We start from the raw sequence: 22,575 nt of genomic DNA, 5'->3' as shown, positions 1-22,575 counted from the left end.
TTCGTGATTACAGGGGGAGATCATGAAAGGTAACCTCATAGCGGCAGGTGGTGCACTCGTCACCGCTGCCGCGCTCATCGGGATGGCCGGACCGGCCAACGCCAACCCACGCGTCTGCGGCCTGAACGTCGCCGACGCTTGCAACGACCTCCAACTCAACAGCGACGGCTGGGACCGCGACAGTTGGAACCGGGGCGACTGGGATGGCAACGGCTGGAACCCCGGCGGCTGGAACCCTGGCGGCTGGCACCCTGGCGTCTGGCACTGGGGCGACTGGCGCGGTAACGCCTGGAACCCTGGCGTCTGGAACGGCCACCTCCCCAGCTGGGGCTGGCCGAACCGCGACCAGAGCCTGGGCGCCCGCGCCGTCTGAGGCGAGCCCGGCCGGCCCGGCTGGGGCTGGCCCGGCCTCTGGCTCGGCGAGTTCTAGCGGTTAGTCCGGTTCGGTCCCGGGACACCACCGGGTGACCCGGGACCCCTGCCCCCGGGCCTCACACGGCCCACCCGGCGGGTCCCCATACGCTCCACGCCCGCCTCCGAACCCCCATCTCCCGCGTTCCGAGCGCACCCCGGCGCCGGAACGTTCGCCCCTCCGAACGCCGCGGGACAGCCCACCCCGCACGTGGCCACCTGCTCAGCCGGAGTCAGGGCGCGCTGCGTGGTGAATGAGGAGCCACACGGCGGCGGCCCGGCGCCTCGGGCGTCAACGATCGACGATCTCGTTCTTGCCGATGACCACGACCCCGCCCCGGGTCAGCGCGAACCTCGTGCGGTCGTAGTCGAGGTCGAAGCCGATCCTGGCGCCGTCGGGGATCACCACGTTCTTGTCGATGATCGCCTTGCGCACGACGGCGCCCCGGCCGACCTTGACGTTCTCCATCAGCACCGAGTCCTCCACCCGTGAGTGCGAGTGGAGCACGACCTTGGGCGACAGGATCGACCTGATCGCCGTGCCGCCGGAGACGATCACGCCGGGCGACACCAGCGAGTCGATCGCCCGCCCCACCCGGTCGCCGTCGTTGTGCACGAACTTGGCCGGTGGCAGCGGGTCGTGCCCGGTGAAGATCGGCCACTTGTCGTTGTACAGGTTGAACACGGGATGCGCAGAGATGAGATCCATGTGCGCGTCGTAGTAGGCGTCGAGCGTGCCGACGTCGCGCCAGTAGCCGCGGTCGCGCTCGCTGGAGCCCGGCACGATGTTGTGCGCGAAGTCGTAGACATCGGCGCCGCCCGACTTGACCAGCATCGGGATGATGTTGCCGCCCAGGTCGTGCTTGCTGGTGGGATCGAGGGCGTCCTCCCGAAGGGCGTCGATCATCGACTGCGTCTTGAACACGTAGTTGCCCATCGACGCGAACACCTCGTCGGGCGAGTCCGCCAGCCCCACCGCGTCCTTCGGCTTCTCCCTGAACGCGACGATCCTGCGCCCCTCGGGGTCGGTCTCGATCACGCCGAACTGGTCGGCCAGCGACAGCGGCTGCCTGATCGCCGCCACCGTCACGTCGGCGCCGGAGTCCTCGTGCTGCTCGACCATCTGCCGCGGGTCCATCCGGTAGATGTGGTCGGCTCCGAACACGATCACGTGCTCGGGCATCTCGTCGTAGATCAGGTTCAGGTTCTGGAACAGCGCGTCGGCGGAGCCGGAGAACCAGCGCGGCCCGAGCCGCTGCTGCGCGGGCACCGGGGTCACGTAGTTGCCGAGCATCGCCGACAGCCGCCAGGTCCGCGAGACGTGCCGGTCGAGGCTGTGGTTCTTGTACTGGGTCAGTACGACGATCTTCAGGAAGCCGCCGTTCGCCAGGTTGGACAGCACGAAGTCGATGAGCCGGTACATCCCCCCGAACGGCACCGCCGGTTTCGCCCGATCCGCCGTGAGAGGCATGAGCCTCTTACCCTCTCCACCAGCCAGCACGACCGCAAGCACCCTCCGGGACCTCATGTCCTGGACGCTACCCTCAAATGGCCGATCTATCGACGAAACCCGGCACGGTGAGCTTCCTCCGTGTCCAGATTTGTAGTCCAATGCCCGAGCCGGCGTTACCGACCTCGAGGTTGTCGATAGGTAAGGTCGTGTCATGCGTGTTGATCTGCTCAGCCGGGAATACCCGCCCGAGGTCTACGGCGGGGCCGGGGTGCACATGGAATACCTGGCCAGGGGGCTGCGGAAGCTGGCCGACGTACGCGTGCGCTGCTTCGGAGCCGATCGCGTCGAGCCGGGCGTCTCGGCCTACCGGGTGCCCGGCGGCCTGGAGAGCGCCAACGCCGCGCTGCAGGTGCTCGGCGTCGACCTGGAGATGGCCGCCGCCTGCGAGGGCGCGGACGTCGTCCACTCCCACACCTGGTACGCCAACTTCGCCGGGCATGTCGCGAAGATGCTGCACGGGATGCCGCATGTGATCACCACGCACAGCCTGGAGCCGCTGCGGCCGTGGAAGGCCGAGCAGCTCGGCGGCGGCTACACGATCTCGTCCTGGGCCGAGCGGACCGCCCTGGCCAGTGCGGACGCGGTGATCGCGGTGTCGGAGGGGATGCGGCGGGACGTTCTGGCCGCCTATCCCGAGATCCCGCCGGGCAAGGTCGAGGTCGTCCACAACGGCATCGACACCACCGAATACGCCCCGGACCCTGGGCTCGACGTGCTGGAGAAGCACGGGGTGGACCCGCGCCGGCCGTACGTCGTCTTCGTGGGCCGCATCACCCGCCAGAAGGGTCTGGTCCACCTCCTGCGCGCGGCGCGGTCCTTCGACCGGGACGCGCAGCTCGTGTTGTGCGCGGGCGCGCCCGACACGCCGGAGATCGCGGCCGAGGTGACGGAGCTGGTGCGCGGGCTCGACCGGGACGGGGTGTGCTGGATCCAGGAGATGTTGCCCAAGCCCGAGGTGATCCAGCTGCTGACGCATGCGACGGTGTTCGTGTGCCCGTCGGTGTACGAGCCGATGGGGATCGTGAACCTGGAGGCGATGGCCTGCGAGACGGCCGTGGTCGCGACGGCCACCGGTGGCATTCCCGAGGTGGTGGCCGACGGGGAGACGGGCCTGCTGGTGCCCATCTCCCAGGCCGCCGACGGCACCCCGCACGACCCCGGCCTGTTCGCCTCCGACCTGGCCGAACGCGTCAACGCCCTGCTCGGGGACCCGGCCCGGGCCCGGGCGATGGGCCAGGCGGGGCGGGCCAGAGCCGTCGAGCACTTCTCGTGGGAGCGCATCGCCCACCGCACGCTGGACCTTTACACGATGCTGCTGGATTGATGCTCGGCTGGCGTCACACCAAGCCCCTGCGGCTGGCCTGGGCGCCCGCCTGGAAACGGGTCTCGGCGTTCAGCTCGTCCAGGAGGTGGCGCAGGCGGCGGCGCAGACTGCGCGGGCTGGTGCCGAGCTGGCGGGCGATGGCGTCGTCCTTGAGCCCGGCCGCGAGCAGCGCCAGCAGCCTGCGATCCTCCGGGCCGAGCCCCGCCTGCTCGGGGCCGGGCGACTCCTGCTCTGGGCCGGGCGCGGCGGCCGGCTGCGGCGCGCCGCCGGCGGGCTCCTGCCACAACTCCGAGCGCACCGGGAGCGCCTCCCGCCACAGCCGCTCGAACAGCTCCACCAGGGCCACCACCATGTTGGTCCCCGTGATCAGCACACCGCGCGTCAGCGGCGGGTCCGAGTGCAGCGGCACCACCGCCCGCCACCGGTCGGCGACCGCCATCTTGAACGGCAGCGCGGGCAGCACCCGCGCCTCCTCGCCCGCCAGGATCAGCTTGCCCACCTCGTCGAGCGCCCCCGCGTGATCGAACGCCTCCGGCACGTAGATGGTCCGGTAGCGCACGCCGCTGCGGAGCAGGCCGGTCTGCAGCGGGTTGTGATAGTCCAGCACGTACGGGGGCCGGTCGAAGGTCAGCACCTCCTCCTTGGCCTCCTGCTGCAGCCGGACGTACCACCGGGCCTGCTCCTCGGGCCCGGCCAGGACCTCGAACTGCCCGCCCTCCTCCGGGTCCTGGCCGACGGTGCGGAAGGCGGCCTCCAGCTCGTCGGCCGTGTCGGTGACCCGGTCCAGCTCGCTCTGCAGGCCGCGTACCAGCGAGCGGATGGCGGTCCCCGGGTTCGTCGCCGTCCAGCGGGGCGACCGCCCCCACAGGCGGCTGACCAGGCCCTTGGAGCGGAGCCTGCTCAGGGACGTCTGGATGCGCCCCGAGCTCTCCCCGCTCCTCATGACGAGCTCCTGCACCGTGATGCCGGGGCAGGCCAGCACCTCGCGGTAGATCCGCTCGTCGAAGGCGCTGATCCCCACGACCTCCAGCGCCCGGCTGTCTTCAAGCATGCCCACGATCTTGGCCATTTCCGGCAGTTGCCGCAATAGGCCACGTGAATCACCTTGTCACCAAAATTCACGAACAAATAGAAAGCGGGATGTGCTTCATAGAACCGCGCTTCTCAGCGTCGTGATAACGGCCCTGGTAGCGGCCGCCACGCCGGTCCAGGCGACACCCACGCCGACCCCGACCCCATCCCAAGCCGGGCAGGCCACCACCCAGGCCGAACCGCCCAAGACGATCACCCTCATCACCGGGGACAAGGTCACCCTCCGCCCGCTCCCCGGCAAGCAGACCCAGCTCGACGTCCAGCCGGGCCCGGGCAGGGAGAAGGTCAACTTCTTACACCGCCGGGCCAAGGAGGGGCTCAGCATCGTTCCCGTGGACGCGATGCCCCTTCTGGCCGCCGGCCGGCTGGACCCCCGGCTGTTCAACGTCACCCAGCTCGCCGCGCTCGGCTACGACGACGCCGCCAGCCCGGCGCTGCCGCTGATCGTGACGTACTCGGACCAGGCCGGCGCCGCCACGCTGCGTGCCGCGGGCGGGCGCCCGCTGCCCGCGATCAACGGCATCGCCCGGAGCGAGCCCCACGCAGCCGCCGGCACGCTCTGGAAGACCCTGACCGCGCAGGCCAGAACGGCCGCCGCGCCGGAGAAGATCTGGCTGGACGGCAAGGCCAAGGTGTCCCTCGACGTGAGCGTCCCGCACATCGGCGCGCCCACGGCCTGGGCGGCCGGCCACACCGGCGAGGACGTGCCCGTCGCGGTGATCGACACTGGGTACGACCCCACCCACCCCGACCTGCAGGGCCTGGTCGCCAAGGCCGAGAACTTCACCTCGGAGCCGGACACCCGGGACCTCAACGGCCACGGCACCCACGTCGCCACCACGGTCGCCGGATCCGGCTCCGCCTCGGGCGGCAAGTACAAGGGCGTCGCCCCCGGAGCCAAGCTGCTGATCGCCAAGGTCTGCGACCAGAACGGGTTCTGCCCGGACTCGGGCATCATCGAGGGCATGACCTGGGCTGCCGAGAACGGCGCCCGCGTGGCCAACCTCAGCCTCGGCGGCCCCGACTCTCCCGGCGTCGACCCGCTGGAGCAGGCCGTCAACACCCTGTCGGAGCAGTACGGCACGCTGTTCGTGATCGCGGCCGGCAATGAGGGCCCCCAGACGCTCGGGTCGCCGGGCTCCGCGGACGACGCGCTGACGGTCGGCGCCTCCTACCGCGACGACGACACGGTCGCCCAGTTCAGCAGCACAGGGCCGCGCGTGGGTGACGCCGCGGTCAAGCCCGACCTGATCGCGCCCGGCGTGAGCATCGTCGCGGCCAGGGCCGCGGGCACCTCCATCGGCTCCCCGGTGGACGACTCCTACACGGCTCTCAGCGGCACGTCCATGGCGACCCCGCACGTGGCGGGAGCGGCCGCGATCGTCGCGGGCGTGCACCCCGGCTGGAAGGCCGGCCAGATCAAGGCGGCGCTGATGGCCGCCACGGCGCCCGGTCACGAGCTCGGCGCCTATGTCCAGGGCTCCGGCCGGGTGGACGTCGCCCGCGCCGTCACCCAGCAGGTCACCGCCGAGCCCACCGCGGTGAGCATGGGCGACATCGAGCTGCCCAGCCCCGCGCCCAAGGAGAAGACGCTCACCTACCGCAACGACGGCGACGCCGCGGTCCGGCTGGACCTGAGCGTGACGGCCAAGGACGGCCAGGGCGAGACGGCGACGCCGTTCAAGCTCGGGGCCACCGCGGTGGAGGTGCCCGCGCACGGCACCGCCCAGGTCAAGGTGACCGCCGAGCCGGGCCAGATGGGCATGTTCAGCGGCACGGTCATCGCCAGGAACGCCGACGTCTCCGTACGCACCGGCATCGGCATGCGGGTCGAGCCGGAGAAGCGCGGGCTCAAGCTCAGCTTCAAGGGCACGGACGGCCAGCCCGCCCAGGCCGCCTTCGCCGGAGTCATCGACCTCGACGTCAAGGAGCAGGTCAACTACGACATCTCCGGCGGCACGCTGGACCTCAGGCTGGAGAAGGGCCACCGCTACACCGTCGTCACGCTCATGCTGGACAACGACGGAACCATCGTGATGGCCGCGGAGCCGGAGTTCACCCTCGACGCCGACCGCACCGTCGCCGCCGACGCCCGCAAGGCCAAGCCGGTGGACGTACGCACGGAGGAGCCGTCGGCGCGGCTGGCCGTCGGCCTGCTCGGCATGCTCCAGCTCGCCGACGGCGTGCAGCCCATGGGCGTGGACGTCGACCTGGGCGGCATGTGGGGCGCGGACCGCGTCGAAGGCATCAAGGCCATCCCCACGACCCGTACGGCCAGCAAGAACTTCGCGTTCTACCGCTGGACGCAGTGGGCCAAGCCGAAGAGCGACGGCACCTACGACGACAGCCCGTACTTCTACCACCTGATGAAGGCCGAGCCGCGCATCCCCGCCGACCCCGGCTACCGCCCGCGCCGCCGCGACCTGGCGGAGGTCAGCTCCACGTACGCCACCCAGAACGACGTCAAGTTCGGCGAGCACTTCGCCCTGCCCGTGCTGTACGGCAAGGAGCTGGCCTGGATGCCGTACGGCAGCGTGTCCCGCTTCCAGCTGCCCTTCCGCCGGACCGAGTACTACACGCCCGGCGACACCGGCTGGTACCCGTCCTTCATCCAGTACCAGACGCCGCCGGACGGCTGGGACGACCTCGACCAGTTCTTCTTCGGCGACACGACCGTCTACCGCGCCGGCCAGAAGACCACCGACCGCTGGAACACCGGTGTCTTCGCGCCCGCGCTGAACCCCGACGGCGACTACAACTGGCGTCAGGGGAACGAGGTGCAGTTCGCGGCCGCGCTGTTCGAGGACGGCACGCCCGATCACATGTCCTACGCTGACTACTCCACCCCGCACGCCACGCTCTACCGCGACGGCAAGGAGATCTACGCCGCCGACTACCTGCCCGGCAGCGTGGAGGTGCCCGACGACAAGAAGGAGAGCGACTACCGGATCGCCATGACCGCCGACCGTGACGCGGCCGCGACCAAGCTGTCCACGAAGGTCAGCGCCGAGTGGCGGTTCAGGTCGAAGACGCCCGAGCCGGGCAAGCGGCAGGTGCTGCCGCTGTTCGCCGTCAAGATCAGCCCTGAGCTGGACGACCGCAACCGGGCCGAGACGGGCCGCATGCGCATCCCGCTGAGTGTCCAGCGCCAGGACGGCTCGCCCGACCTGAAGCTGCGCACGCTCACCGTGGAGATCTCCTACGACGACGGCCGCACCTGGCAGTCCACGCAGGTGCACCCGTCGGGCAAGGACGCCTGGTCAGCCGAGACCTCGCACCCCAACAACACCCGCGGCAAGTTCGCCTCGCTGCGCGTCAAGGCCGCCGACACCGGCGGCAACGGCTTCACCGAGACCGTCATCAGGGCCTACGAGATCAAGTAAGTCCGAGGGCGAAGCCCTCGAACTTTTGGGGTTGAGGTAGGGGTTGAGGGCGAAGCCTTCGGGGTTTCGGGGGGCGCTTGGGGGGGCGGAGCCCCCCCGAGGGAGAGGGCGAAGCCCTCGAACTTTCGGGGGGCGCTTGGGGGGCGGAGCCCCCCGAGGGACGAAAGCCCCGCCGCGCGAGGGAGGCGCGGCGGGGCTTTCGTCATCTGAGGGGTTCGAGGACGACCACCGGGATCGGGCGGTCGGTCTTGCGCTGGTAGTTGTCATAGTCCGGCCAGGTCCCGGTCATCAGCCGCCAGAGCTCCGGCTTCTCCGCCTCATGGGCCGTGCGCGCGCGGGCCTTGAACCGGTCGCCCATCACCTGCACCCCCACGTCGGGGTTGGCCTGCAGATTCTTGTACCACTGCGGATGGTCGGGATCCCCGCCCTTGGAGGCGACGATCACGAAGTCATCGCCGTGCCGCTGGTAGATCAGCGGCGTCGTGTAGGGCTTGCCCGACTTGCGGCCCTTGGTGGTGAGCAGCAGGACGGTGGTGTTGTTCCAGTCGTGGCCTTCCGCGCCGTTGGTCTCCTGGTAACGCCGTACATGTTCCTTGCCATAGAGCATGATTTGCAGGCTACCCAGCAACGGCGTGACCTCACCGTTACGCGCTGAGGTCTGTACGAGAAGTTAACACGGCTGGCACACTGCATTTGTGTAAGCGCTTACATCTGCAATTGTGAAAGCGCTTACACAAGAGGGAGAAGCTCGATGGACGTGACCATCTACGAGGTGGCCAAGCGGGCCGGGGTGTCGATCGCCACCGTGTCCAGGGCGTTGCGTGGCACCGGCCCGGTGGCGGCCAGGACGCGGGAGAGGGTGCTCAAGGCGGTCGAGGAGCTCAACTTCACGCCCAGCCGTCTCGGTGTCAGCCTCGCCGAGGGCCGGCACGCCGCCAACGGCATCGTCTTCCCCGACCTCGCGGGCCCGTACTACACCGAGGTCCTGCTCGGATACGAGGAGGTCGCCTCCGAGCTGGGGCGCTCCGTGGTCATCCTGTCTACCAAGGGGCGCACGAAGGTCAACGACCTGATCAAGGACCTGGCGGGGCGGGTCGACGGCCTGCTGATCTTCGGTCACACCGTTCCCGAGCCGCTGGTCGCCGAGCTGGTGCGGCTCGGCGTGCGGCTGGTGTTCATCTCGCGCGAGCCGCTGCCCGGCGCCGACACGCTGCGCAGCGAGAACACGGCATCGGCGCGGGCGCTGGCCGAGCACCTGACCGGGCACGGCTACGAACGCTTCGCCTTCCTGGGCGCGCCGCTGGCCAGCCAGGACGACGTGGACGAGCGCTGGCGGGGCGTGCGGGCGGCGCTCGGCGGCGCGATCGAGGCGGTGCCCACCCGGCACTACACGGTGGACTGCGGGTTCGACGCCGCCAAGGAGCTGCTCGGCCACCGGACCAGGCCCGAGGCGATCATCTGCTCGGACGACGAGGTGGCGCTGGGGGCGCTGCTCGCCGCCGAGGAGCTCGGCCTGGACGTGCCCGGTGACGTGGCGGTCACCGGCTGGGACGACATCATGGCCGCCCGCCACGCCCGCCCGGCGCTGACCACCGTACGCCAGCCGATGCGCGAACTCGGCGCCCGTGCCGCCCGCGCGCTCGACGAGCTGATCACCGGCGCCCGCGCCACCCCGCGCCACCTCATCCTGTCCACCGAGCTGGTCGTGCGTTCCAGCTGCGGTTACCACCCCCGGGCGGAATCCCCCTAGGAGGAATCAACGTGAACACCACCACCCGGCGCGCCGCCGTAGGCGTGCTGGCTCTCGCGATCCTGGCCGCGGGTTGCGGCCGCAGCGCCGACAAGGCGCCCGAGCAGGCGCAGAACGTCACGACCGGCAAGGTCACGGGGGAGGTCACGGTCTGGGCGATGGGCGAGGAGGGCAACGCGCTCGGCACGTTCGTCAAGGACTTCGAGAGCGTCAACCCCGGAGTGAAGATCAACGTCACGGCCATCGGCTGGGACGTGGCGCACGACAAGATCACCGCGGCCATCGCGGGCGGCGCCACGCCGGACGTGAGCATGATCGGCTCGACCTGGTCGGGCGAGCTGGCCAAGACCGGCGCGCTCGAACCGACGCCGGGCAACCTGGTCGACAAGTCCCAGTTCTTCCCCGGCGCCTGGCAGACCGTCGACGTCAACGGCACCGCGTACGGCGTCCCGTGGTACGTCGAGACCCGCGTCCTCTACTACCGCACCGACCAAGCGCAGGAGGCGGGCGTGCAACCGCCGAAGACCTGGGAGGAGTTCACCGCGTTCGCCAAGGCGCTCAAGGAGAAGGGCGGCGCCAAGAACGGCTTCAACCAGAGCTACACCCTGGGCGCCTCCTGGCAGGAGGTGCTGCCGCTGATCTGGTCGGCCGGCGGCGAGATCGTCAAGGACGGCAAGTACACCTTCGACACCCCCGAGGCGCTGACCGCGCTCAAGCAGTACGAGTCGCTGTTCAAGCAGAAGCTCGCCCCCAACGACACGCCCGAGGGCGCCTTCCCGCAGAGCTTCATCAAGGGCGAGGTGGGCGGCTTCTTCTCCGGCCCGTGGATGATCGGCGTGCTGAACAACGACGGCGGCGCGGAGTTCAAGGACAAGTTCGACGTCGCCCCCTACCCGAAGGGTCCGGTCTCGGCCACGAGCTTCGTGGGCGGCGCCGACATGGCGGTGTTCAAGAAGGCGAAGAACCGCGACGCCGCCTGGAAGTTCATCCAGTGGCTGAGCGAGCCGAAGGTGCAGGCCAAGTGGTACACCACGGTCAAGTCGCTGCCCGCCGTGCAGTCGGCCTGGCAGGAACCCGCGCTGAGCGCCGACAAGCAGCTCGCGGTCTTCGGTGAGCAGCTCAAGGACGCCAAGACGCCGCCGCCGTTCCCGACGTGGGAGCAGGTGGCCAGGGTCCTGGAGGCGGAGCTGGAGAAGCTGGCCCGCGGCACGCAGACGCCCGAGCAGACGGCCCAGGCGATCCAGTCGCAGGCCGACACGATCGGCACCGGCCTCTAAGATCATGGCCGTTCTCACCAGGCAGGCGCCGCCCGCCCCCGCGCCGGTCAAGGTCAGGGGCGCGTTCCGCCAGGCCGGCATCGGGTGGATCTTCATCCTGCCGTTCGTGGTGCTGTTCGCCGTGTTCTACCTGGGGCCGCTGCTCGTCGGCATCGGCATGAGCTTCACCGACATGCGCAGCACCGACGTGACGGACCCGCTCGGCGTCAACCTGGTCGGCGTCGAGAACTACCTGCGGCTCATGGACGACGCCGCCATGCGCAGGGCGGCGGTCAACACCGTGGTCTTCGTGGTCACCGCGCTGCCGCTGACCATCGGCCTCGGGCTGGCCGCCGCGGTGCTGCTCAACTCGGGGATCGCTCGTCTGCCCGCCGCGTTCTTCCGGCTCGGCTACTACCTGCCGAACATCACCAGCATCATCGGCATCGCGGTGGCCTGGAAGTTCCTGCTGGAGCCGGAGGCGGGGCTGGTCAACCGGCTGCTGGAGCTGGCCGGGATCCAGGGCCCGAACTGGTTGCAGAGCGAGAGCACCGCGCTGCCGTCGATCATCGTGATGACGGCCTGGCGCAGCTTCGGCTTCAACATGGTCGTGCTGCTGGCCGCGCTCCAGACCATCCCGAGAGAGCTGTACGAGGCGGCGGAGGTGGACGGCGCCGGGCGGTGGGCCCGCTTCCGCTCGGTGACCGTGCCGTCCCTGCGGCCCGTGTTGTTGTTCTGCACCGTCTACAGCTCGGTCGGGTTCATGCAGTTCCTGGAGGAGCCGCTGGTCATGACCAGGGGCGGGCCGCTCAACTCCACACTGTCGGCCTCGCTGGCCATCTTCGGCCAGTTCGGCGTCGGCAACTACGGCTACGCCGGGGCCGCCTCCACGGTGTTGTTCACGGTGATCGTGGCGCTGGCCGTACTGCAACTGAGGGTGGGGAGGAGCAGGTGAGCAGGACCCGCCGCCAGCGTGCGGTCGTCTACCTCGGGCTCTGCGTGGGGCTGGCGCTGGTGGCCGGGCCGTTCCTGTGGACGGCGCTGAGCTCGCTCAAGCCCGAGCGGGAGATCAGGCGCGACCCGCCGACGTTCTGGCCGGAGACGTTCACGCTGGACAACTTCGCCGAGTTGTTCCAGCGGGTCAACATCGGGACCGCGTTCGGCAACAGCGTGCTCATCGCGCTCGTGCTGGTGGGCACCAACCTGCTGTTCTGCTCGATGGTCGGGTACGCCTTCGCCAAGCTCTCCTTCCGCGGCAAGAATCTCGCGTTCGGCCTGGTGCTGGTGCAACTCGCGATCCCGGCGATCGTGCTCATGGTGCCGCAGTTCGTGCTGATCGCGAAGCTGGGCATGGTCAACACGTTCATCGGGATCATCCTGCCGACCGTGGTGACGCCGCTGGGCGTGTTCATGATGCGGCAGTTCATCTCGGACCTGCCGGACGAGCTGATCGACGCGGCCCGGGTGGACGGCGCCAGGGAGTTCCGGATCTTCTTCACCATCATCCTGCCGCTGTGCGGGCCGCCGCTGGCCACGCTGGCGCTGATCACGTTTCTCGGCTCGTGGAACAACTTCCTGTGGCCGGCCGTGGTCGCGCAGAGCGAGAGCATGTACACCCTGCCGGTCGCGCTCAACATCCTCAACGGCCACGAGGCCACCCACTACAACCTGCTGGTCGCGGGGTCGGTCGTGGTGATCGCGCCGATCCTGTTCCTGTTCGTCTTCCTGCAGCGCTTCTTCATCCAGGGCATCGCCACAACCGGCCTCAAGTAGAGGAGCACCCCTCATGCGCAAGACGGTCCTGTCCGGTCTGCTCGTGCTGGCCTTAGCGATCCCGGCCACCGCCGCGAACGCCTCAGGCGACAGCACGCTCCATCGCTACGCGAAGGACACGTGGCGGTCGATGGCCGCCATGGTGGAGCCGGCCACCGGCCTGCCCGCCGACAAGATCACCGGCGACCTCAAGACCAGGGCGGAGGTCACCTCGCCCACCAACATCGGCACGTACCTGTGGAGCACGCTCGCCGCCCGCGACCTGCGCCTGATCGGCGGCGGGGACGCCGCCGCCAGGGTCGGCAGGGTGCTCAAGGCGCTGGAGCGGCTGGAGCGCAACGCGCCCACCGGCCAGTTCTACAACTGGTACGACCCCGCCACCCTCCAGCTCATCCGCATCTGGCCGGAGACCGGCGACCCGGTGCGCCCGTTCGCCTCCAGCGTGGACAACGGCTGGCTGGCCACGGCCCTCATGATGGTCCGCAACGCCGTCCCGCAGTATGCCGCGCCCGCCAACCGCCTGCTGACCTCGATGAACTTCAAGTCGTACTACGACCCGGCGGCCCGCCCCGACGCCGGCACCGGGCTGATACGCGGGGGCTTCTGGCCCGAGCCGCCCGACGGCTGCTACGTCGAGAGCGACTACGCCGGCACCGGCACGACCGTCTACTCCACCTGCCACCACTACGGCGCCCCCGCCGAGACCCGCATCGGACAGTACGTGGGCATCGCGCTCGGCCAGATCCCGCGTGAGAGCTATTTCGGCCCGTACCGTACGTTCCCCGACAACGCCTGCGACTTCGGCTGGCAGGACCAGAAGCCCGTCGGGTCATGGCAGAAGTACCTCGGCGTGAACGTCTGGGAGGGCACGTACGCCTACCGCGGCCTGCGGTACGTCCCGAACTGGGGCGGCTCGATGTTCGAGGCGCTCATGCCCGACCTCGTCGTCCCCGAGGCGGACTGGGCGCCGCGGAGCTGGGGCCGCAACCACCCCGTGTTCGTCCGGGCCCAGATCGAGCACGGCCTGAACGAGGCGAAATACGGCTACTGGGGCTTCTCCCCGTCCAACGACCCGCACGGCGGCTACCGCGAGTACGGCGTGGACCCCCTGGGGATGGACACCGACGGCTACACCTCCGACCGCGAGCGCACCAGCTCCGATCCCGGCTACGAGGGTTGCCGCCCGGCCAAGCCGGAGCCCGCAGCCTACGGCGACGGCGTGGTGACGCCGCACGCCAGCTTCCTGGCGCTGCCGTACGCCCGCGCCGCGGCCATGGACAACCTGGCCAAGCTGCGCCAGAACTTCGACGCCTACGGACCCGGCGGCTTCTACGACTCGGTCGCGGTCCGCTCCGGGGTCGTGTCGAAGTGGTATCTCGCGCTCGACCAGGGCATGGTCATGGCCGCCCTGGGCAACGTGCTCACCGGCGGCAACCTGCACCGCTACTTCGCCGGCTCCGGCGTCGAGGCCAAGCTCCGCCCGGTGATGCGGCTCGAAGAATGGGACGTCGAGGAAAAAGACGTCAAGGAAAAAGACGTCGTCCCGCCCACCCAGTGAAAACGCCCACCCAGTGAAACGGGGGAACTCTTGATGGACACAGCCGCGCACCGCGACTGGCAGGACCGCATCGGGCAGGCGTCCGGCGGGATCACCGCCGCCTCGCGACCCGACCTGGAGGCCCCGTCCGGCCTCCGGGCGGTCCCGGGGGCCGGGCACGTGACGTTGACCTGGAACCCCGTCCCCGGCGCCATCGGCTACCTGGTGCACCGGGACGGGGCGCCGGCCGGGCAGCCGGACGTGGACGTGCCCGCCGTGCCGTCCTGCCGGTTCGTGGACACGGGACACGGGGCGGCGGCCTACTCGGTGGCCGCCGTCTCGGCCATGGACCACATGGGTCCCCTGTCGGAGGAGATCCGTTCGGCGCCGCTGCCTTCGAGCGGGGGTTCGGTCTCGGTTCACGTGGACGCGCGGCGGGTCACCCGGGAGTTGCCGCGGCCGTGGGCGTACATGGTGGGGTCGGAGCATCTGTCGTACCTGCTGAACACCGGCGAGAGCGGCGGCCGGCCCATCGGCGCGGAGCTGACCGAGGCGTTGCGCGTCATGCGCGACGAGCTGGGTGTCGAGACGGTCAGGGCGCACGCCATCCTCTGCGACGACCTGGGGGTCTACCAGGAGGTGGACGGGCGGGCGGTCTACGACTTCAGCGGCGTGGACGAGGTCTACGACAAGGTGACGGGCCTGGGCCTGCGGCCGATCGTGGAGCTCGGCTACATGCCGCGCGATCTGGCCGCCGACCCCTCCAGGACCGTGTTCGGCTACCAGGCGATCGTCTCGCCGCCGAAGGACTTCGAGGCGTGGGGCGACCTGGTCAGGGCGCTGGTCGAGCACCTGGTGGACAGGTACGGCATCCGCGAGCTGGTCGACCACTGGGCCTTCGAGGTCTGGAACGAGCCCAACCTGGCCGTCTTCTGGTCCGGCACGCCCGAGGAGTACTTCCTGCTCTACGACGTCACCGCCGCCGCCGTGAAGAACGTGCACCCTGACCTGCGCGTCGGCGGCCCGGCCTCGGCCGCGAACGGCTGGATCGAGGAGCTGCTCGCCCACGTCGAGGAGTCGGGCGCGGCACTCGACTTCCTGTCCACCCACACCTACGGCAACGCGCCGCTCGACTGGCGTCCCGCCCTGGCCAGGCACGGGCGGGACGTGCCCGTCTGGTGGACCGAGTGGGGGCCCACACCGACCCACTTCCACGGTGTCGGCGACGGGCCGTTCGGGGCGGCGTTCGTGCTGCACGGCATGAAGTCGGCCGCGGGCCGGATCGCCGCGCTGGCGCACTGGGTGGCCTCCGACCACTTCGAGGAGCTGGGCCGGCCGCCGCGGTTGTTCCACGGCGGGTTCGGGCTGCTGACGGTCGGCAACCTGCGCAAGCCCCGCTTCCACGCGCTCGCGCTGGCCGCCCGGCTGGGCGACGCCGAGCTGGCCGCCACGCTCGACGGCGACATGGCCGGCGTCGAGGTGTGGGCGGCCAGGCACGACGACGGCCGGATCGGCGTGCTGGTCTGGAACGGCACCCTCAACCACGTCCAGGCGGGCGGCGCGCCGGAGCTGGCGCGGACGATCTCGCTGACCATCGACGGGCTGGACGGCGAGCACAACGTCACCCACCACCGCATCGACCGCGACCACTCCAACGTGGAGGCCGCCTGGCAGTCGATGGGCGGCGGCGACTGGCCGGTGGACGAGCAGTGGGACAAGCTCCGCGCGGCCAACACCCTGGACGAGCTGGCCCCGCCGGCCATCGTGAACGGGACCGCCGCCCTGGTCTTCGACCTGCCCATGCCCGGCGTGTCGTACATCGAGATGACACCCTGAGGGCGGTCCTGTACGGAGGCGCACGCCGGTGAGAGCCTGTCTCCATGACGGATCCGGCCGAGGCGCTGGCCGCCCGCATCGGGCGGTTCGAGCAGGCCGCGGATCCCCAGCTCATCTGGGATCCCGCGGCGCTGGCCGAGGCCGAGCGGGCGATGCGGGCGCTGGCCGGCGACCGGTCCGACGCGACCACCTGGCGGCTGATCGGGATCCTGCACCTGGCCCGCTACCGGCTCGACCAGCGGATCCCGCAGGACGCCGCGGTGGCGGGCGCCTTCTTCGCCGCCGTGGCCGTGGTCGACCCCGGCCGGTTGCCGGAGAGGCTGCGCGGCTCCAAAGGGCCGCCCGGCGACTCGGCCGACACGTGGGCGGGGCTGGTGGAAGAGGTGTTCCGGCACGTGGACCCGGCCACGTACCCGCATGTGGGGTTGCTCGTGCACGCCCTGGTGCGGCGGGCGATGGCGCACCCGACGGCGGAGGTGGCCGAGCGGCTCGGGCGGCTGCTGCTGCAGGAGTCCATGCGCGCGTCCGACCCCGGCTGGGCGCCCGGCGCGCTGGCGCTGCTGGGCGGCGGGCTCGTGCGACTGTACGGGCTGACGGGGCGGCGGGAGGCCGCGGACGACGCGGTGCACGTGTTGTTCAGAGCGGCGCTGGCCTCCTCAGCCCACGTCGGGGAGCTGGCCGGGGCGCTCCGGCTGGCTGCGGACGAGGAGCTCGCCAGGGCGTACCTGGCGGCGGTGGACGCCGCGCCGGACAGCCAGGACAGGTCGCAGGCGCTGCTGGGGCTCGTCGATCTCACCCGGGCGCGGGCCGACGAGTCGTGCGCGGACGGGGACCTGCTGGCGTTCATCAGGGTGGGGCAGTGCGCGCTGGACTTCTGGCACGAGCAGTGGGCCCATCCCGGGGTGCTGGCCCCGTACGCGGCCGGGCTGGTCGAATGGTTCGTCGTCACGGGGAACGAGGAGTCGCTCGAAGCCGCGACGGAGATGCTGGAGGCCCTGCACGTCACGCCCGGCGAGACGGCGCAGGGGCTCGGCACCGACCAGGTCGTCCGGCTCGGCCTGCTGGGCGACCGCCGCTGGCGCCGCTACGGCGTCACCGGGGAGCTCACCGATCTGGACGTGGCCGTCGAGGTCATGCGCGAGGCGGTCGGGCTCGCGTCGCCCGGGCATCCCGAGCACGGCAGGCTGCTGGCCAACCTGGCGAACGCGCTGCTCAGGCGGGCTACCGTGACCGGCGGGGACCCCGCGGAGCCGATCGCGGCCGCCAGGACCGCCTTGGCGGCTCACGACGCGCGGGATCCGGCCAGGGCCAAGGCGCTGCTGCTGCTCGGCCGGGCGCTCAACCTGGGCCTCACCGCGGAAACCACCGACGAGGCCGTGGCCGTGCTGCGCGAAGCGCTCGAAGCCGGTGAGCCGGCCTTCCGGGCGGAGGCGTACGGGCTGGTCTCCGAGGTGTTGCGGTGGCGCGGGCGGGTCGAGGACCTGCACGAATCGGTGCTGGCCGCCCGCCAGGGCGTCGAGCTGGCCATGAAGAGCTCCCGCGACCAGGCCCCGGCCCCGGCCCAGCGGACGTTGTGCAAGGCGCTGCTGGCCCGCTTCTCCGCCGTCGGCGATGCGCATGACCTGGGGGAGGCGCTGACGCTGGCCGGCTCGGGCGACTCCGAGATGTTGTCCGAGCTCGGGGCCGTGCTCGACGATCCTGGGCCGCTGCCGCTGGACGAGCAGCTCGCCCGGTCCGCCACGGAGCTGGCGCTGGTGGCGCTGGACGACGACGTGGCGCTCAAGCTGCTGCGGTTCGCCGAGCGGGGGTCCTCGTCGCCGGGCGAGTACCTGCTCGGGGTGGCGTCGCGGCTCGCCGAGCTGGGCCGGTTCCGGCTCGCCACCGTCGTGCTGAGCAGGGCGTCCGCGTCGTTCTCGGCGGCGGGATTGCGCTCCCAGGAGGCGTACGCGCTGTCCAGGCAAGGCGCGAACCTCGTCGAGCTCGGGGAGCTCGACGAGGCGCTGGAGGCGTTCGCGCGGTCGGCGGCCGTCTACCGCTCGCTGGGCGAGGATGGGGCCGAGGCGGAGCAGCTGAGCAACATGGGCCGCTGGATCGACGATCCCTTACGCGCCGTCGAACACCACCTGCGCGCCATCGCCCTGTGCGAGCGATCCGGGCTGGCCGCCGAGGAGGCGACCTACCAGAGGCACGCGGCCGACGCGTACCTGGCCGCCGGCGACCCGGCCGCGGCCGTGGCCTGCGCGGCCAGGGCCAGGGAGCTGTACCTCTCGCTCGGCCAGACGGAGCCGGCCGCGCTCGCCCTCGTACCCGCCGCCAGAGCGGCCGTCGACCAGGGCGACCTCACCGCGTCGGGGGAACGCATCGCCGCCTGCGCCATCGAGCTGGAGGCGGCGGGGGCCTGGGAGGACGCCTGCAGAACGCTCGACGCGCACGCCGTCCTGCTTTCCGCGCGGGGTCATCGCGTCCAGGCCGCCGCCTGCGAGAACCGGCTCGTCGAGATCGTACGGCGCAGGGGGCAGCGGCGGGAGCCCGCCGACGAGTGGTACCGCATCGCGCAACGCCGCCGTATTCACGGTGACGCCCTCGGCGCCAAGCTGGCCTTCGAACTGGCCGAACGCGAGTACGAGTCCATCGGCCACCACGACGGCGCCGGGTCCGTACGCTACAACCTGGGCGTGCTCGCCTACACGGAGGGCGCGGCGGGGCTGGCGGCGGAGGCGTTCGGGGCGGCGGGGGAGACGTTCGCCGGGCTGCGGGCGCACGCGAAGGAGGCTTTCTCGCTGGCCATGCGGGCCTCCTGCCTGGTTGTGCTGGATCGCTTCGACGACGCCCTGGCCGACCTCGAACGCGCGCTGGAGCTGGCCGCCGCGGAGGGCGACCTGGACGCGCTGCTCACGGCCACGCTGGGGCGGGCTTCGCTGGACGTGGCGCTCGGGGAGTTCCAGTCTGCCGGGGAACGGTTGTCTTCGGCGCTCGGGCCGGCCTCCGGGGACCCGCTCAAGGAGGCCGTCGTGCGTGATCGGCTGGCCGCGCTCGCCGCCCGTACCGGGGACTTGGGGGCGCAGGTGGAGGCGCTGGAGCTGGCGATGGCGGGCTTCCGCGGCAGCGGCCAGGACCGGCTGGCGGCGCTCGCCTCGATCAAGCTCGGGTTCGCGCTGGAGGAACGCGGCGAGTTCCGCCGCGCCAGGACGGCACTCGAAGAGGGTCTCACGGGGCTCGGCGTTGCGGGGGAGGGCCTTCGGCCGGAGGGGGCGCCGTTCGAGGTGGTGGCGGCGATGGCGGGCGGGCTGGACGCGGCTGTCCTGGCTCGGCTGGCCTCCATCCAGCTCACGATGGGAGACCTGACCCACGGCCGCGCCACCCTGACCCAAGCCCTCGCGGCACAGCGGTCGGGCGGCCCGGGGAAGGTGGCGGAGCGCCTGGAGCTCTGGCTACGGCTGGAGGAGGCGGAGGCGTCAGGCGACCTCACGACTGCCCGCGCCGTCGCCGAACAAGCCTTGGCCGATTCCGGGGATCGGTCGTACCTGCTGGCCAAGCTCGCTACGTACTGCCGCGAGCTGGGCGACCTCACGGCGGCCTACGACCACGCCGCCCGCGGCTACGAGCTGCGCGACAACCGGGTGATCGAGCACCTGCGCAACCTCGGCACGGCGGCCAGCGGATTCGGCCGGGCCGGCGAGGCGCTCGAACACCTCACCAGGGCGGTCAACCTGGCCCGCCAGCCGGACTCGGCGCTCCCCGCCCAGCTCGTCCGGACCCTCGACGCGTTCGGCCTGTTCCTCACCGGCCAAGCCCGCTGGACCGCGGCCGCCCGCGCCTACGAGGAAGGGCTCGCCCTGGTCGAGGACCCCATCTGGCGGTCGCTCCGGGCCTCCCTGCTCACCAATCGCGCCGGACTCCACCTCAAACTGGGCGAACTGGATAAGGCGGCCACCGGCTACCGGGAGGCCATCTCGATCAGGGAGGAACTCGGGGACCGAGCCGATCTGGCGGACCCCTACGCCGACCTGGCCCTGGTCCACCTGTTACACGGCGAGAAGGACGAGGCCAGACCGCTCGTCGAACGAGCCCTGGACCTCGAACGCGCCCAAGGCCGCGCCCGCGGCGCGGTGCTCGCCCTGATCATGCTCGCCCGCCTGGAGGAGCCCATCCTGGCGGCCATCCACCTGGAGGAAGCGCTCGCTCTCGCGCGGGATGCCGGCTTCGGCTCGGGTGAGGCGATCGCGCTGAGCGATCTCGGGGCGCTCGACGTCGCCACCGCCTCGTACGCCCGCGCTCATCGGCGACTGTCCACGGCCATCGAGCTGCTGGAGCAGCTCGGGCACGAGCTGGAGCTGAGGACCGTTTACCACAACCGATCCACGGCCGCGGAGTCGCTCGGAGACCTGCCCGGAGCCCTCGCCGACGCGGAACGCGCCAGCTCGCTCGGCCACGCGGCGGCCCGCGACAGGACGATCAGCCTCGCCGTGCGCTTGGGGCGCGGGATGACGGCGTGGACACACGCGGAGCAGGCCAAATCCAGCACCTTGACCACTCAGCTCAGCCACCAGCCCGCGCCGAGCGGGGTGCCCGCAGAACTGCTGGAGACCGAGCAGAGCGGGCTCGACTCCGTGCAGTCGCTGATGTCGGCCGCCCGCAACACCCGCGACCCAGCACAGGCCACGATGCTCACCGAGCGCGCCCACACCGCCCAAGCCGACCTGGAGGCGCTGTGGCACCGCATGGAGCCCCTCGCCCCCGACTACGTCGCCATGCGCCGCGGCACCCCACCCGACAAGGCCCGATTGGACGCCCTTGTCGCCCCCACCATGAGAACCGGCCCGCTGGACGACGCCACTCCCGGTCAGAGCGGTGCGACCGGACTGCTGGGCTTCCACGTCGGCGAGGACGCCGTGACCGTGCTCGCCCATCGCACCGGCTGGCCCGAGCCCCTCGCCTTCCCCACCGCCGTCGGTCACGACCTGCTGGAGGACTTCGCCGCCAGCACCAGCGGCCGCAGGCCGGGCCTGCTGGACATCGAGGCCCGCCGCCACCGCCTGGAGCTCTGGCGTCGCCTGGCCGACCTGCTGCTCGCGGAGGCGCTCGAAGCACTCGGCGACGACCTCACCCTGCTCTACCTGCTCCCACACGCCGGGCTCAATCGCATCCCGCTGCACGCACTGGCCCCGAACGGCCAACTGCTGCTCGAACGCTTCCCCATCGCCTACGCCCCATCCGCCGCCGTCCTGACCCGCCTCACCCGGCGCGGCCCAGCGGAAGGCGGCCGGTCGCTGGCACTGGGCTTCACCCCGGACGCCGACGAACGATCCGTGATCGAGGGCACGGCGGAGGACGCCGCCGAACTGCTCGGCACCCAGTTCCGCACCGGCCCCGCCGCCACGGCCGCACTCCTATCCGGCACCTGGGACGTGCTGCACCTGTCGTGCCAAGCCGCCTTCGACCCGGACGATCCGTTCGGCTCGGGCATCCGACTCGCCGACGGCCTCCTCACCGCCAGGCAGATCATGAGCATGCGCGTGGACGCCAGACTCGTGATCCTCACCGGGACAGGGGACAGGCCGGTCGAGGGCCGGGCAGGTGCGGACGACCTTGCCGCATTAGGTCACGCGCTTCTCCACGCGGGAGCCAGGTCCGTGCTGCTCACGCTCTGGCCGCCCGCCGACGAGCTCACCCGAGCCCTCATGCGCGACTTCCACACCAAGCTGCGTAACGGCACGGGCCAAGCGCAGGCGCTACGCGAGTGCGTACTGGAACTACACGAACTCTACGGCCCCGCCGAGCCCGAGTTGTGGGCCCCGTACGTGATGGTGGGTCTCCCGCACTAGTCGCCCAGCCACTTCGAGTCCGGCAGCAGCGTGGCCGCGACCAGGTAGCCGAAGAAGCCGACGGCGAGCCCCACCGCGTACCCCCCGAACGCCTCAGGCACGCCGAGCAGCGCCGTCACGAAACCCCCGCCCACCGCGGCCAGCACCGCGGCGAGGTCGGTCAGCCCCACCGCGCCCTGCCTGCGGCGCAGCGTCCCGTACGTGATCCAGCCGATCACGAGCCCGAAGCAGATGGCGCCGAGCACGGCCATGCGAGAACCTCCTCGTTGTCTGGCCGCCACCAGTCCAGAGGGCGGCCGGCCAGGTCGATCAGCCGAAGGCGACGTGCCGGGCCGCGTGCCCGCTCGGCTGGGGATCGTCGTTCACGATCGCACGGCGCCGCGGCGCCTGGCTAGAGGTACGACCTGGTCGCCGTAACCAGCTCGGCCGAGGCGTCACGCGTGTCGATGGAGAGGGCGGAGTCCGGGGTGCGCTCGCGTACGTCCTGATCGCGGATCGCGAACACGGCCGGGGCGACCCCCACGTCGCCGTAACGCCCGGCCACGGCCTCGCCGATCGCCTCGCGCACGTCGCAGACCACGTCCCGCGACGTGTGACCGGGCCCGGAGGCGGCGAGGTAGCCCAGCATCCCGGCGAAGCGCAGCTCCGTCTCGGCCGCGGGCCGCTGCTCGGGCAGCACGGGACGGTCCAGCCAGAACACCTTGCCCGCGAGGAACGCCGCATAGCCGGCGCCCTCGTGGCCGAGCTCGCGCGCCGTCTCGGCGAGCAACTCCCCGAACTCGGCCAGCTCCGCCTCGGGCGGCAGGTCCGTGGTGACGAACAGGGGCACGATCAGCGAGTCGAGCATGGTGACTATCCCTCCGTGAGGAGGCTCA

15 protein-coding genes are annotated in these 22,575 nt (G+C 71.2%); 10 read left to right on the top strand and 5 right to left on the bottom strand.

The window, feature by feature from the left end; translation table 11 throughout:
* Positions 1 to 22 precede the first annotated feature (22 nt).
* Positions 23 to 373 carry a hypothetical protein gene (locus ACFLIM_RS31635; RefSeq protein ID WP_393171704.1) on the top strand — a complete coding sequence of 117 codons (351 nt, stop codon included), beginning with the start codon at positions 23 to 25 and terminating at the stop codon, positions 371 to 373.
* 330 nt (positions 374 to 703) lie between these two features.
* Here the strand turns inward: ACFLIM_RS31635 and glgC are convergent, their stop codons facing one another.
* Positions 704 to 1,939 carry a glucose-1-phosphate adenylyltransferase gene (glgC, locus tag ACFLIM_RS31630; protein WP_393171702.1) on the bottom strand — a complete coding sequence of 412 codons (1,236 nt, stop codon included), beginning with the start codon at positions 1,937 to 1,939 and terminating at the stop codon, positions 704 to 706.
* Between the two features lie 136 nt (positions 1,940 to 2,075).
* Between glgC and glgA the strand changes: the two genes are divergently transcribed.
* Entirely contained in the window at positions 2,076 to 3,248 is a 1,173-nt protein-coding gene (gene glgA / locus ACFLIM_RS31625) for a glycogen synthase (protein WP_393171700.1), read from the top strand.
* A 13-nt stretch (positions 3,249 to 3,261) separates the two neighbouring features.
* Here glgA and ACFLIM_RS31620 read toward each other — a convergent pair whose 3' ends face one another.
* Positions 3,262 to 4,299 carry a TrmB family transcriptional regulator gene (locus tag ACFLIM_RS31620; protein WP_393171698.1) on the bottom strand — a complete coding sequence of 346 codons (1,038 nt, stop codon included), beginning with the start codon at positions 4,297 to 4,299 and terminating at the stop codon, positions 3,262 to 3,264.
* A 121-nt stretch (positions 4,300 to 4,420) separates the two neighbouring features.
* Here ACFLIM_RS31620 and ACFLIM_RS31615 point away from each other — a divergent pair, with 121 nt between their 5' ends.
* On the top strand, positions 4,421 to 7,723 hold the full coding sequence (locus ACFLIM_RS31615; protein ID WP_393171696.1) for a S8 family serine peptidase: 3,303 nt from the start codon (positions 4,421 to 4,423) through the stop codon (positions 7,721 to 7,723).
* Between the two features lie 202 nt (positions 7,724 to 7,925).
* Here ACFLIM_RS31615 and ACFLIM_RS31610 read toward each other — a convergent pair whose 3' ends face one another.
* A complete protein-coding gene (locus ACFLIM_RS31610) occupies positions 7,926 to 8,330 on the bottom strand; it encodes a nitroreductase family deazaflavin-dependent oxidoreductase (protein WP_393171695.1) in 405 nt (134 codons plus the stop codon).
* A 144-nt stretch (positions 8,331 to 8,474) separates the two neighbouring features.
* On the opposite strand from ACFLIM_RS31610, the gene ACFLIM_RS31605 reads away from it, so the two are divergent.
* The 7 genes from ACFLIM_RS31605 to ACFLIM_RS31575 are packed head-to-tail and all read left to right on the top strand — an operon-like array spanning position 8,475 to position 21,700.
* Positions 8,475 to 9,473: a LacI family DNA-binding transcriptional regulator gene (locus tag ACFLIM_RS31605; protein WP_393171693.1), complete on the top strand. Its 999-nt coding sequence runs from the start codon at positions 8,475 to 8,477 to the stop codon at positions 9,471 to 9,473.
* Positions 9,474 to 9,484: 11 nt separating this feature from the next.
* Positions 9,485 to 10,750: a sugar ABC transporter substrate-binding protein gene (locus tag ACFLIM_RS31600; RefSeq protein ID WP_393171691.1), complete on the top strand. Its 1,266-nt coding sequence runs from the start codon at positions 9,485 to 9,487 to the stop codon at positions 10,748 to 10,750.
* Between the two features lie 4 nt (positions 10,751 to 10,754).
* Positions 10,755 to 11,684, top strand: coding sequence for a carbohydrate ABC transporter permease (locus ACFLIM_RS31595; RefSeq protein WP_393171689.1), 930 nt, complete (start codon positions 10,755 to 10,757; stop codon positions 11,682 to 11,684).
* Positions 11,681 to 12,502, top strand: coding sequence for a carbohydrate ABC transporter permease (locus ACFLIM_RS31590; protein WP_393171688.1), 822 nt, complete (start codon positions 11,681 to 11,683; stop codon positions 12,500 to 12,502). The genes ACFLIM_RS31595 and ACFLIM_RS31590 overlap by 4 nt, the downstream gene beginning before the upstream one ends.
* A 13-nt stretch (positions 12,503 to 12,515) precedes the next feature.
* Complete coding sequence (locus ACFLIM_RS31585) at positions 12,516 to 14,060, top strand: glucoamylase family protein (protein ID WP_393171686.1); 1,545 nt, start codon at positions 12,516 to 12,518, stop codon at positions 14,058 to 14,060.
* Positions 14,061 to 14,093: 33 nt separating this feature from the next.
* The gene (locus ACFLIM_RS31580) at positions 14,094 to 15,875 is read left to right on the top strand and encodes a GH39 family glycosyl hydrolase (RefSeq protein ID WP_393171684.1); all 1,782 of its coding nucleotides are present in this window, start codon (positions 14,094 to 14,096) and stop codon (positions 15,873 to 15,875) included.
* Positions 15,876 to 15,919: 44 nt separating this feature from the next.
* The gene (locus ACFLIM_RS31575; RefSeq protein WP_393171683.1) at positions 15,920 to 21,700 is read left to right on the top strand and encodes a CHAT domain-containing protein; all 5,781 of its coding nucleotides are present in this window, start codon (positions 15,920 to 15,922) and stop codon (positions 21,698 to 21,700) included.
* On the opposite strand, the gene ACFLIM_RS31570 is transcribed toward ACFLIM_RS31575, so the two are convergent.
* Positions 21,697 to 21,951 carry a hypothetical protein gene (locus ACFLIM_RS31570; RefSeq protein ID WP_393171681.1) on the bottom strand — a complete coding sequence of 85 codons (255 nt, stop codon included), beginning with the start codon at positions 21,949 to 21,951 and terminating at the stop codon, positions 21,697 to 21,699. The two genes, ACFLIM_RS31575 and ACFLIM_RS31570, sit on opposite strands and share 4 nt — an antisense overlap.
* Before the next feature lie 140 nt (positions 21,952 to 22,091).
* On the bottom strand, positions 22,092 to 22,547 hold the full coding sequence (locus tag ACFLIM_RS31565) for a hypothetical protein (protein WP_393171679.1): 456 nt from the start codon (positions 22,545 to 22,547) through the stop codon (positions 22,092 to 22,094).
* Positions 22,548 to 22,575 lie beyond the last annotated feature (28 nt).

This window comes from Nonomuraea marmarensis, from assembly GCF_043197025.1.
Classification (GTDB): Bacteria; Actinomycetota; Actinomycetes; order Streptosporangiales; family Streptosporangiaceae; genus Nonomuraea; species Nonomuraea marmarensis.
The sequence above is the reverse complement of the archived record's forward strand: the minus strand, read 5'-3'. Positions and strand labels throughout refer to the sequence as shown.